Below are 11,929 nucleotides of genomic sequence, written 5' to 3'. Positions count from 1 at the left end.
TTATTTTTTATTGACGGGTCAATCAACAAAAAATCGACGCCGCCGCGACCTGTACCAAGCGATTGTCTTGTTCCGGCCCTTCACGGCTTGGGCAAGAATGTTTATATTTGAACAATAACGGCGAACTGCGCCATGAGCCCATAGGCCAGGCTGGCGCCAAGGATGGAGACCGCCATGACCGCATGCATCGTTGGCTGGGCGCATTCGCGCTTCGGCAAGCTCGAAGGCGAGACTTCTCGAAAACCTGATCGTCAAGGTCGCGACGGACGCGCTCGACCATGCCGGCATCGGCCCGGACGAGGTCGACGAGATCGTGCTCGGCCATTTCAATGCCGGCTTTTCAGCGCAGGATTTCACCGCCAGCCTGGTGCTTCAGGCCGATGATCGGCTGCGCTTCAAGCCGGCGACGCGCGTCGAGAACGCTTGCGCCACGGGATCGGCGGCGGTCAGGCAAGGCATCCGCGCCATCGACGCCAATGCCGCCCGCATCGTGCTAGTGGTCGGCGCCGAGCAGATGACGACGACGCCGGGACCGGAGATCGGCAAGAACCTGCTGAAAGCGTCCTATCTGCCGGAGGACGGCGAGACGCCTGCGGGCTTCGCCGGCGTCTTCGGTAAGATCGCGCAGGCCTATTTCCAGCGCTATGGCGACCAGTCGGACGCGCTCGCCATGATCGCCGCCAAGAACCACAAGAACGGCGTCGACAATCCTTATGCGCAGATGCGCAAGGATTTCGGCTACGAATTCTGCCGCCAGGAGAGCGAAAAGAACCCCTTCGTCGCCGGTCCTCTCAAGCGCACCGACTGCTCGCTGGTCTCGGACGGCGCCGCCGCCCTTATCCTTGCCGACACGGCGACGGCGTTGAATATGCGCCGAGCCGTCGCCTTCCGCGCCAACGAGCACGTTCAGGACTTCCTGCCGATGTCGAAGCGCGACATCCTGTCCTTCGAAGGCTGCGAGCAGGCCTGGACCCGCGCGCTGAAGAACGCCGGCGTGACACTCGACGATCTCTCCTTTGTCGAGACGCATGACTGCTTCACCATTGCCGAACTGATCGAGTACGAGGCGATGGGGCTGGCCAAGCCGGGCGAGGGCGCCAGACTGGCGCTGGACGGCACGACGGCCAAGGACGGCCGCCTGCCGGTCAATCCCTCCGGCGGGCTGAAGGCCAAGGGCCATCCGATCGGCGCCACCGGTGTCTCCATGCATGTCCTGACCGCCATGCAGCTTGTCGGTGAAGCCGGCGGCATCCAGGTCCCCGGTGCAAAGCTTGGCGGCATCTTCAATATGGGCGGAGCTGCGGTCGCCAACTACGTTTCCATTCTCGACCGGATCAGGTAAACCGCCCCTGCATTTGTTGGAGGTGGCATGGTAAATCCGGTCCTGATCGAGGTTCTGCGCGGCGCAATCGTCGAGAGCGTGCATCGCGGTGCCGTCGCGGTCTTCGATGCCGACGGCAAGCCGGTCCTGGAGATCGGCGACACCTCGAAGCCGGTGTTCCCGCGCTCGGCGGTCAAGGCGATCCAGGCCCTGCCGCTGGTCGAAACCGGTGCTGCCGATGCCTATGGCTTCGGCAACCGCGAACTGGCGCTGGCCTGCGCCTCCCATTCCGGCGAGCCGGCGCATGTCGAACTGGCGCGGTCCATGCTGGCCAGGGCCGGGCTGGACGGCTCAGCGCTCGAATGCGGCGCGCATTGGCCCTCGAATCATGATGCGGAGATTGCGCTTGCCCGCTCCGGCGGTTCGCCCAACGCGCTGCATAACAACTGTTCCGGCAAACATTCCGGCTTCCTCTGCATCTGCGTCCACGCGGGCATTGCGCACCGCGGCTACGTCAAAGCGGGGCACGGTCTGCAGGAGATGGTGCGCGACGCCATGCAGTCGGTCACCGGGGCCGTCCATGGCGCCGATGAGCGGGCGACCGATGGCTGCTCGATCCCGACCTATGCGGTGCCGCTCAAGAGTTTCGCGCTCGGCTTTGCCCGTATGGCCACGACATCAGGTTTTGGTCCAGAGCGGGCCAAGGCAGCAAAGCGTCTGTTCGCGGCCTGCATGGCAGAACCCTTCTTCGTTGCCGGCACAGGCCGCGCCGATGTCGCTTTGATGGAAGCGGCACCTGGCCGGATCTTTGCGAAAGGCGGCGCCGAAGGTGTCCACTGTAGCGCGATACCCGAACTTGGCCTCGGCATCGCCATCAAATGCGATGATGGTGCCGGCCGCGCCGGCGAGGCCATGGCGGCCGCCGTCCTTGCCAGACTGCTGCGTGCCGATGAGGCCGTGGCGGCGAAGCTGCTCGAACTGGCGAACGCCCCGATCGAAAGCCGGATTGGCGCCAAGGTCGGGGCGCTGAGGCCGACCCCGGCCTTGAATTAAAAATTGCTCTCAGCTGACGCGGTTGCGCTCAACCGTCAGATGCGCAAAGCCGCTATTGCTTGACTGGGTGAGGTCTGATGTCACCGGCTCGGCCCAGCGCTGGCCGATGACGGCGCCGTTCAACGCGCCGTCGATGACGTTGTCGGAGATGACGGCGGTGCCGGCACCCTCGACCACGCTGACGACAATGCCGGTGCCTGCCTTGCGGATGATGTTGCCCGTGGCCACCACATTGCGCAGATACGGCCCCCAGCCGATCGACATGCCATAGAGCGGCGCGTTCTCGATGACGTTGTTGGACGCGATGGTGTCGGCTTCGACGGCAATGCCGACGCCGAAGCCGGGCGGATCGGCGGTGTAGGGGCCGCTGGTCGACAAATTGCGCACGATGTTGCCCGAGCAGACACCCATGCGGCCACCTTCATTGAAGTTGACGATCGAGATGCCGTTGGCCGCGCCATCGACGATGTTGTTGCTGATGACGGCACCCTCGAACGAGAATTCGGAATAGACCGCGGTCTCGCCCGAGCGCGAACAGGTATTGCCTGAAATCTGCAGATTGCTCGAACTGTTGGCGCGGATCGCCGAGAAAGCACAGTCCGAAACGACGTTGCCCGAGATGATGACATTGCCGGCGCGGAAGGCGTTGATGCCATTGCCGTTCTGGCCGGTTCCGCCGCTGCGCGCGCCGATGCGTTCGACACGGTTGCCGGTGACCATGGTGCCGTCCTCCGCCGCCTGCCAGCGATGCACGAGGATGCCGCCATTGGCGCAGTCGGAGACGGTGTTGCCTGATATCGCCAGTCCAGCTGCCTCGACCGAATGGATGCCGGCGTCCGCCGCGCCCGATATGTCGGAGCGTTCGATGCGGCCTGCCGCGTGTTCCAGCGCCAATCCATTCTTGCCGCTGCCCGTTATCTGGCAATTGTCGACGACGAGATGGCCGACCCGGCGCAGATCGAGCAACCCTTGCGCATAGTCGCCCATCGAGCGGTTAGAACCGTCGAAGACCAGCCCGCTCAGTTCGATATGGTCGGCCTGTTCGGCCATGAAGAGGTGGCCGTCGCCGCCATAGACGATCCGCGTTGCGCCCGGCACACCGGAAAGACGCACGCGGCTGGGCAGCGACAGGTTGGACACCACATAGGTGCCCGCCGGCAGGAACACCGGTATGTCGCGCTCGTTCGCGTCACGCAGCAGCTTGGCGAAGGCCTTGCTCTGGTCGTCGAAGGTGCCGGGCTGCACGCCAAGTTCGGTGGCGTTGATCGAGCCGCGCATCGAGGCCTTCTCGATACCAGCCAGGCTGGCGGCCGCCGCCTTGCCGAGCGAAAGGCCCATGACGGCAAAGCCGGCGGTTCCGGTCAGCAGTGTTCGCCTGTTCAACATCGGCACAGAATCCCAGCGTTCAACCATGACACCGCGGTGTCAGCCCTGACACCGCAGGAATCGTGCCAGACGCCCTGTTCCGCTTCACGAGGTATCGACAATGGCTTGTCGAGCAGCCACTCGAGGCCTAGGTTCAGGGAATGAGCAGAGCTTTCACCCGCGAAGAAGACAGCGAAAATGCCATCGCCGGCGTCGGCGAGCGGCCGATCAGCACGCACCGCAACCTGGTGACGGAGCGTGGCCTGGCGCAGATCGAGGACAATCTGGCCGATCTGCGCGATATCCTGGCGAAAGCCGAGAAGAAGGCTGATCGCGAGCGCATCGCGGTCGTGTCGCGCGACCTGCGCTACTGGACGGCCCGGCGCGAAAACGCCGAGCTTTCCGTGCCGGAGCCCGACAGCGATGTCGTCCGCTTCGGCATGGGCGTCACGCTGGAAGGCGATGACGGCAAGAAGGTGCACTGGAAGATCGTCGGCGAGGACGAGGCTGACCCGGCCAAGGGCACGATTTCCCACGTTTCGCCGATGGCGGTCGCCCTGTTCGGCAAGAAGGTCGGCGAGGTCGTCACGGTCAACGGCAACGAATGGGAAATCGTCAAGCTCTCGGACAGTTAGAGCGTTTCCAAATTGCCAAGTTGACGCGTCATTCGGCCAGCTTTTGAAGGCCAGCTTTATATTTGTCCATGACCTCACGAGCAGCCTTCATCTGCCGATCGAAGCTGTCGGTCATTGGTCTTAGGATGATGCCGTCATCGGTTTCGATGATCTGGAGTTGATCGCCCACATGCTGATTCAAGCCGTCGAGCAGTTCCGAGGCAAGATTAGGGCTTCTGATCCGTCGTCGAGCGTTTGGATAGTGGTCTTCACGGCTACTGCGCCTTTGGTTGTAGGTTCGACCCTAGCACAACCTTTCCAGCAGCGCAGCAAGCTTACTCCGCAGCCAGCAGCCGATCCATCAGCCGGTCCGCCGCCTCCGGAATAACCGTCCCCGGCGGGAAAATTTCCGCCGCGCCGGCTTGCAGCACGGCGTCGTAATCCTGCGGCGGGATAACGCCGCCGGCCACGATCAGCATGTCGCCACGGCCGAGTTTTTTCAGCGCGTCGCGCAATTCTGGGATCAGCGTCAGGTGTCCTGCCGCCAGCGATGAGGCGCCAATGATGTGGACGTCATGCTGGACCGCCAGTTTGGCGATCTCTTCCGGCGTCTGGAACATCGCGCCGACGGTGACGTCGAAGCCGAGATCGGCGAAGGCTGTGGCGATCACCTTCTGTCCACGGTCGTGGCCATCCTGTCCCATCTTGGCAACGAGGATGCGCGGCCTGCTGCCGTTTTTCTTCTCGAAGGCAGTGAGCTTGTCCTGCAGCCCGTCGACCACAGGATTGTCGCCAAGCGCCTTGCGGTAGACGCCAGAGATGGTCTGCACCGTCGCGACGTGGCGGCCAAAGGCTCTTTCTAGCGCAAACGAAATCTCGCCGACTGTCGCATTGGCGCGCGCGGCGCGGATGGCGAATTCCAGCAGGTTCTCATTGCCTTGCGCGGCACGGGTCAGCGCATCGAGCGCGCTTTCGACGGCCGCGACCTCACGCGTGCCCTTCAGCCGTTGCAGCTTCGACAATTGCCGGGCCCTGACCTCGGCATTGTCGATCTTCAGCACGTCGACCTCGATGTCGTTCTCGGGGCGATGCGCATTGACGCCGACCAGCATCTGCTCGCCGGAATCGATGCGTGCCTGCGTGCGCGCCGCTGCTTCCTCGATGCGCAGCTTCGGAATGCCCTGTTCGGTCGCTGCGGCCATGCCACCGAGCGCCTCGACCTCCTCGATATGGGCAAGCGCGCGCGCCGCCAGATCATGGGTGAGCCGCTCGAGATAGGCAGAGCCGCCCCACGGATCGATGATGCGCGTGGTGCCGGATTCCTTCTGCAGGATGAGCTGCGTGTTGCGGGCGATGCGGGCCGAATGATCGGTCGGCAGCGCCATCGCCTCGTCGAAGGAGTTGGTGTGCAGCGATTGGGTGTGGCCCTGCGTGGCCGCCATCGCCTCGATCATGGTGCGGATGATGTTGTTGTAGGGGTCCTGCGCCGTCAGCGACCAGCCGGACGTCTGGCAATGGGTGCGCAGCGACAGCGAACGCTCGTCCTTCGGCGCAAAATTCTTCTTCATCAGCGTCGCCCACAGCAGGCGCGCGGCCCTGAGCTTGGCGACTTCCATGAAGAAGTTCATGCCGATCGCCCAGAAGAACGACAGGCGTGGCGCGAAACGGTCGATATCGAGCCCCGCCGCGACACCCGCGCGGGCATATTCGATGCCGTCGGCGATCGTATAGGCAAGCTCCAGGTCGGCGGTCGCGCCGGCCTCCTGCATGTGGTAGCCGGAGATCGAGATCGAATTGAACTTCGGCATGTTCTTCGACGTGTAGGAGAAGATGTCCGACACGATCCGCATCGAGGGCTTTGGCGGATAGATGTAGGTGTTGCGGACCATGAACTCCTTCAGAATGTCGTTCTGAATGGTCCCGGCCAGATCCTTCTGCGCAACGCCCTGTTCTTCCGCCGCGACGATATAAAGCGCCATGATCGGCAGCACCGCGCCGTTCATCGTCATCGACACCGTCATGTCGCCGAGCGGAATGCCGTCGAACAACTGCCGCATGTCGAGGATGGAATCGATGGCGACGCCCGCCATGCCGACATCGCCGGCAACGCGCGGATGGTCGCTGTCATAGCCGCGATGCGTGGCCAGATCGAAGGCGACCGACAGACCTTTCTGGCCGGCGGCAAGATTGCGCCGGTAGAAGGCGTTGGATTCCTCGGCCGTGGAGAAACCGGCATATTGCCGGATCGTCCAGGGCTGCTGGACATACATGGTCGGGTAGGGGCCGCGCACGAAGGGCGGCAAGCCTGGATAGGTGTCGAGATGCGGCAGGCCCTTGAGGTCGCCCTGATTGTAGAGATGCTTGACGACAAGCCCTTCCGGCGTCGTCCGCTGGCCCTTGACCTCGACCGGTGCGCGTCGTGGCGGCACCCAGCCGATCTGACTGAAATCCGGGATCAAGAGGCGGCCCCGATGGATTGGTCGATGCGGGCTGGAAACAGCGGTTCGCACAGGACGACACCTTCGGTGAAGGCAGGCCGCTGCTCCGCGTCCAGCGTTTCGACCGGACGCTCGCTTTTCTGCGGATAGAGCGTGGTGCCGATGATGGCCCGCTCGCCTGTCTTGAAGGCGACGTTGCGACGGGCGGCGGCAGCGCGAACACGCTTCTGGATGTGTCCGTCCCGAAGGCTGGACAATACGCCTCCTTCGGCCTCGATCGTCTGCAGCTCCGCCCAGGCGGCTTCGCAAAGCTCCGCCGTCAGCGCTTCGACCGCGCCGGACCCATAGGCGGGATCGGCGACGTGATCGACATGGCTTTCATTGGCCATGATCAACTGTGCGTTGCGCGCGACGCGGCGGGCAAAAGGCGCCGGCAGGCCGTGCGCGATCGTATGCGGCAGGATGGAGATCGAATCGGCTCCCCCCGCGGCCGCGGCGAAGCAGCCGATTGTCGTGCGCAGGATGTTGGTCTCGGGTCCAATGCCGTCATCATGCGAAATGATGTCTCGGCATGGATGTTGGCCGTCGAATTGGGGATCGAGCAGGCTTCCTGCACCCGTGCCCATAGCCTGCGCAGCGCCCGCACCTTGGCCATCGACAGGAACTGGTCCTGGTCGACGCTGAGCGCGAAGCCGATATGCGGTGCGGCATAGACGAGCGGCTGCCGCGCCTTCTCGAACATTCTGAGATAAGAGACAGCGGACGCCAGCATGATGCCGAGTTCCTGCGCCTCCGTGGCGCCGGCATTGTGGAAGACGCGACCGTCCGCTTCCAGCAACACGCCGGGAACGCCCATCGAGAAGAAATGCGCCAGCGATTGCGGCATCGATTCCTGCAATGCCTCGATCGACATGCGCAGCCGGCCGGTTCCGGCGAGGATGGCCGCCGGATCGATGCCGAAGGACAGGTTGAGCTTTGCCGGATCGGAGCGGCGCTTGCTCAGGAACGCCACCAGCCAGTCGGCCATGGGGCGGCTCCAGGGGTGGGTGTCGATGCGGATCTGGATCCGGTTGAGGGGCACACCCTCCAGCACCGTTTCCAGCGCCTGTGCGGTCCTCGGCAGACCGTAGCCGAATGCGTTCGGAGCACCTTCGAAGACGAGCGACAATCCCGTCGCGCCCTGCGCGATATCATCCAGGACCTGCGCCTTGGCGCGATCGACATCAGGGTCGTCGACGCGCTGGCTGACAATCCAGGGCGATCGGGGATTCGCGCGCACGATCGGCTCCGTCCCGGTCGCACGGTCATAGAGTGGCTCGATGCGGATGGTGTCGTCGGTGTGCGAGACCAGCTTTTCCTCGAAGGATGCGCCGGCCAACGCCTTTTCCGCCAGGGCCAGCCAACGCTGGCGCTCCGCGTTCACAGGTTCAGCATCCCTAGTCAAGGCTCCGGCGCCCATCCATTTTCCTCGTTTATGTGGCCGCACCAGCCGGGCGGTTCAGTCTACGGTCCCCGACCGGTTATCGCAATGCACGTCCAGGGTCCGAATGCGATCCACCAGATATAGGGCGGCTTGCATGGACGAACCATGAACGATTGCCAAACACCAGCAAAATCCGCAAGTTCCAAAAATCCGATTTCGGCGATGGGTCCGATTGGGACGATTGGCCTCGATTTGGATGGTCGGCCCCGATCTAGATGATCGGCTTGTCGCTGTGCAGCAGCCTCACTATACCTTCGGGCAAAGGCTGGCTTTTGACACATCGATTTGCGGAGACCCGACATATGGCTGACGACACCAGTATTTTCATCGGCGCCAGCCGCAAGCCCGACGACAGCTATCAGCGTGCCGAGCAGCTGTTGCTGCAATATGGGAATCGCCATGGCCTGGTGACCGGTGCCACCGGCACCGGCAAGACCGTCACCTTGCAGATCCTGGCCGAAGGTTTTTCGAATGCCGGCGTGCCGGTGTTCTGCGCCGACATCAAGGGCGACCTGTCCGGCATTTCCATGATGGGCACGGCGCAGGATTTCCTGCTCAAGCGGGCCGCGCAGGTCAAGCTCGATCCCTATGACTTCCAGGAATTCCCGGTCATCTTCTGGGACCTGTTCGGCGAGCAGGGTCATCCGATCCGCGCCACCGTCTCTGAGATGGGGCCGCTGCTGTTGTCGCGCCTGATGAACCTCACCGAGGCGCAGGAAGGCATCATGAATATCGCCTTCCGCCTGGCCGACGAGGAAGGCCTGCTGCTGCTCGACATGAAGGATCTTCAGGCGCTGCTGGCCAACATCGCCGAGCGCGCCGACGAGATCGGCTCGCGCTACGGCAATGTGACCAAACCTTCCGTGGGAGCTATCCAGCGCACGCTGCTGGTCCTGGAGCAGCAAGGTGCGGCGCATTTCTTCGGCGAGCCGGCACTGCGGATCTCCGACATCATGCGCACCACCCGGGACGGGCGCGGTGCGATCAGCGTGCTTGCCGCCGACAAGCTGATGATGAACCCGCGGCTCTATGCGACCTTCCTGTTATGGCTGATGTCGGAACTGTTCGAGGTGTTGCCGGAAGTCGGCGATCCTGACAAGCCGAAGCTGGTGTTCTTCTTCGACGAGGCGCATCTTCTGTTCGACGAAGCGCCGAAAGTGCTGATCGATCGCGTCGAGCAGGTGGTCCGCCTGATCCGTTCGAAAGGCGTCGGCGTCTATTTCGTCACGCAGAACCCCCTGGATATCCCTGAAAAGGTTCTGGCCCAGCTCGGCAATCGCGTCCAGCACGCGCTGCGCGCCTACACGCCGCGTGAGCAGCAGGCGGTGAGGACGGCGGCCGAGACGTTCCGTCCCAATCCCGATTTCGATTGCGCCGTCGCCATCACCCAACTCGCCACCGGCGAAGCGCTGGTCTCGACGCTGGAGGCCAAAGGCATTCCGTCCATGGTTCAACGCACCTCGATCCGCCCACCGTCGTCGCGGCTCGGGCCGATAACTCCCGCCGAGCGGCAAAAGCTGATCGCGGAAAGCCCCGTCACCGGACAGTACGACGAGGTCATCGACCGAGAATCGGCCTTCGAGATGCTGCAGAAGAAGGCCAAGGAGGCGCAGGACGCCGAGGCGCAGGCGCAGCAGGCCGGCACCGGTGGTTCGCGTTGGACCATTCCGGGTTTCGGCAATGACGATCCCGCACCGCAGTCGGGTGGCCGCCGCGCCCCGACGCCGCGCCCCTCCGATCGCCAGACGGTGGCCGAGGCCGCGATCAAGTCGGTGGTGCGCTCGGTCGGCTCGTCGGTCGGACGCGCGATTGTGCGTGGAATTTTGGGGAGCCTGTCGAGGGGCCGCTGAGCTTTATGCCAAGGCAGCAAAGCCTGCGTTACAGCGCCGCGCGTTCCCTTGAACGCGTGGCGCTAAGCATTTCCGTAGACGGCCAACTCAGAAGATCGCGTCCGTTACGGCCTTCACAGGTCCGAGCAGGACCGATCCGTCCGGCACGCCGGAATCGATCGGGATAGCCTTGCGGTTGGCCGTCGCCGCCATTGCCTGACCGATATCAGCGGTCACGATGACCGGCGTCTTCTGGGGCACGCGATCATAGAGATCGATGATGTCCTGGTTCATGAAACGAACGCAGCCTGATGAAACCGACTTGCCGATCGATTTCCATTCCGGCGAACCGTGCAGGCGGTAGAGCGTGTCGACGTTGCCCTGGAAAAGATAGAGCGCGCGCGCACCGAGCGGGTTTTTCAGCCCGCCGGGCATGCCGCCATTGTCGGCGCTGTATGGCTTCAATTCCGGCTGCCGGGCGATCATTTCATCCGGCGGCGTCCATTTCGGCCACTTCTGCTTCCACTGGACGACGGCATCGCCGGACCATTCGAAGCCGGCGCGGCCGAGGCCGACACCATAGCGGATCGCCTGGCCGCCCGGTCGCACCAGATAGAGATGATGTCCGGTCGTATCGACGACGATCGTGCCAGGCTTCTGCCCCGTCGGATCGGGCACGATCTGGCGCAGGTACTGCGGATCGATTCTTTCGAACGGTATGGCCGGAAGGTCGAAACCGCCATCGCTGACGGCCGCATACATCGTCGCGTAGTCGGGCAGAGGCGGTTCTACATAAGTCGGCGGTGGCGGCTGGACCGGTCCCGGCCCGGTGGTGGCGCATGCGGAAACCGCAATCGAGGCGGCGCCTAGTGCAGCGGCATTGAGGAAGCCGCGACGGCTCAGGCGAAAGGATTCGATTTCGGTATTGGACATGGTTGCCTTCTTTAGGTCGGAAATCGCAACAAAGCGTGAATTCGCCGACCGTTGTTACGAGGTGCCTGACAACACCTGAGACGATAGGCGGTTCCGATTCTGGCCCGAACGTGGACAAACAAAGGCGAAGCTGTGACTGCACCGCCACTGTGGCGCCAGGGCCACAGCCCTAGCTGCCTGACACCAAAGCTTCGAGGGTTGGCAGGATCAGGGCCGGCGGGAAGTCCCGGTATTCCTCGGGCTGGTTCGAACGGTTGATCCAAACCGTGCGGAAGCCGAATTTGGTCGCGCCTGCGATGTCCCAGCGATTGGAGGACTGGAAGGACACCGCGCCGGGATAGAGGCGCCAGCCAGTGGCGACCATGTCGTAGACCGCCGGATCGGTCTTGAAGCGCCGCACCGCATCGACCGAATAGATGTCGTCCAGGACCTGGTCGAGCGCGGCGGACTTGACCGCCGCTTCCAGCATTTCGGGCGAGCCGTTGGAGAGGATTGCCAGCCTGGCTCCCGACGCCTTGAGCGCCTTCAGCACGGCCGGCACTTCCGGGTAGCAATCCAGCCGCCAATAGGCTTCCAGCAGCTTGGCCTTGAGGTTTGGATCGGCGGACGGGACCTTGCGCAAAGCGAAGTCGAGCGCCTGTTCGGTCAGCTGCCAGAAGTCGGCATAGGCGCCCATCAGCGTGCGCACCCAGGAATATTCGAGCTGCTTGGCGCGCCAGATTTCGGACAGCAACTGGCCATCCGGCCCGATCTGGTCGGCATGGCGGCGCACGGCGGCATGCACGTCGAACAGTGTGCCGTAGGCGTCGAAAACATAGGCGGCGTATTGCATGGCGACAGTTTTGAGGCGAGGCGGGGCAAGGTGCAAGCCTTGATTGCATCACGCCTGTCGC

At 63.5% G+C, this 11,929-nt stretch carries 8 protein-coding genes and 2 pseudogenes; 4 read left to right on the top strand and 6 right to left on the bottom strand.

Annotated elements, in window-relative coordinates; genetic code table 11:
* The first annotated feature begins 174 nt into the window (after positions 1–174).
* Positions 175–1,342: pseudogene (locus tag AC0V7N_RS29585) on the top strand (acetyl-CoA acetyltransferase).
* A 27-nt stretch (positions 1,343–1,369) separates the two neighbouring features.
* On the top strand, positions 1,370–2,374 hold the full coding sequence (locus AC0V7N_RS29580; RefSeq protein ID WP_475451725.1) for an asparaginase: 1,005 nt from the start codon (positions 1,370–1,372) through the stop codon (positions 2,372–2,374).
* 9 nt (positions 2,375–2,383) lie between these two features.
* Here the strand turns inward: AC0V7N_RS29580 and AC0V7N_RS29575 are convergent, their stop codons facing one another.
* On the bottom strand, positions 2,384–3,760 hold the full coding sequence (locus AC0V7N_RS29575) for a TIGR03808 family TAT-translocated repetitive protein (protein WP_475451724.1): 1,377 nt from the start codon (positions 3,758–3,760) through the stop codon (positions 2,384–2,386).
* A 140-nt stretch (positions 3,761–3,900) separates the two neighbouring features.
* Between AC0V7N_RS29575 and greA the strand changes: the two genes are divergently transcribed.
* Positions 3,901–4,374, top strand: a complete 474-nt coding sequence (gene greA / locus AC0V7N_RS29570) for a transcription elongation factor GreA (RefSeq protein WP_475451723.1) — start codon at positions 3,901–3,903, stop codon at positions 4,372–4,374.
* A 28-nt stretch (positions 4,375–4,402) separates the two neighbouring features.
* Here greA and AC0V7N_RS29565 read toward each other — a convergent pair whose 3' ends face one another.
* From AC0V7N_RS29565 to AC0V7N_RS29555, 3 genes and pseudogenes are all read right to left on the bottom strand, one after another.
* Positions 4,403–4,543, bottom strand: a complete 141-nt coding sequence (locus AC0V7N_RS29565; RefSeq protein ID WP_496627449.1) for a hypothetical protein — start codon at positions 4,541–4,543, stop codon at positions 4,403–4,405.
* Positions 4,544–4,688: 145 nt separating this feature from the next.
* A complete protein-coding gene (scpA, locus tag AC0V7N_RS29560) occupies positions 4,689–6,812 on the bottom strand; it encodes a methylmalonyl-CoA mutase (protein ID WP_496627448.1) in 2,124 nt (707 codons plus the stop codon).
* A pseudogene (locus tag AC0V7N_RS29555) lies at positions 6,809–8,250 on the bottom strand (methylmalonyl-CoA mutase subunit beta). The gene scpA and the pseudogene AC0V7N_RS29555 overlap by 4 nt, the downstream one beginning before the upstream one ends.
* A 326-nt stretch (positions 8,251–8,576) precedes the next feature.
* On the opposite strand from AC0V7N_RS29555, the gene AC0V7N_RS29550 reads away from it, so the two are divergent.
* The gene (locus AC0V7N_RS29550; RefSeq protein WP_496627447.1) at positions 8,577–10,124 is read left to right on the top strand and encodes a helicase HerA-like domain-containing protein; all 1,548 of its coding nucleotides are present in this window, start codon (positions 8,577–8,579) and stop codon (positions 10,122–10,124) included.
* Positions 10,125–10,211: 87 nt separating this feature from the next.
* On the opposite strand, the gene AC0V7N_RS29545 is transcribed toward AC0V7N_RS29550, so the two are convergent.
* Entirely contained in the window at positions 10,212–11,036 is an 825-nt protein-coding gene (locus tag AC0V7N_RS29545; protein WP_475451720.1) for a L,D-transpeptidase, read from the bottom strand.
* A gap of 169 nt (positions 11,037–11,205) precedes the next feature.
* Positions 11,206–11,868, bottom strand: coding sequence for a haloacid dehalogenase type II (locus AC0V7N_RS29540; RefSeq protein ID WP_475451719.1), 663 nt, complete (start codon positions 11,866–11,868; stop codon positions 11,206–11,208).
* Between the last annotated feature and the right edge of the window lie 61 nt (positions 11,869–11,929).

This window comes from Mesorhizobium kamtschaticum (genome assembly GCF_056174585.1).
This window is presented reverse-complemented; position numbering and strand designations above follow the sequence as displayed.

Excerpts from the sequence above, each read along its gene's own strand:
- AC0V7N_RS29580 (WP_475451725.1), top strand. The coding sequence starts at position 1,370 with ATGGTAAATCCGGTCCTGATCGAGGTTCTGCGCGGCGCAATCGTCGAG.
- AC0V7N_RS29575 (WP_475451724.1), bottom strand. The coding sequence starts at position 3,760 with ATGTTGAACAGGCGAACACTGCTGACCGGAACCGCCGGCTTTGCCGTC.
- greA (WP_475451723.1), top strand. The coding sequence starts at position 3,901 with ATGAGCAGAGCTTTCACCCGCGAAGAAGACAGCGAAAATGCCATCGCC.
- AC0V7N_RS29550 (WP_496627447.1), top strand. The coding sequence starts at position 8,577 with ATGGCTGACGACACCAGTATTTTCATCGGCGCCAGCCGCAAGCCCGAC.
- AC0V7N_RS29545 (WP_475451720.1), bottom strand. The coding sequence starts at position 11,036 with ATGTCCAATACCGAAATCGAATCCTTTCGCCTGAGCCGTCGCGGCTTC.
- AC0V7N_RS29540 (WP_475451719.1), bottom strand. The coding sequence starts at position 11,868 with ATGCAATACGCCGCCTATGTTTTCGACGCCTACGGCACACTGTTCGAC.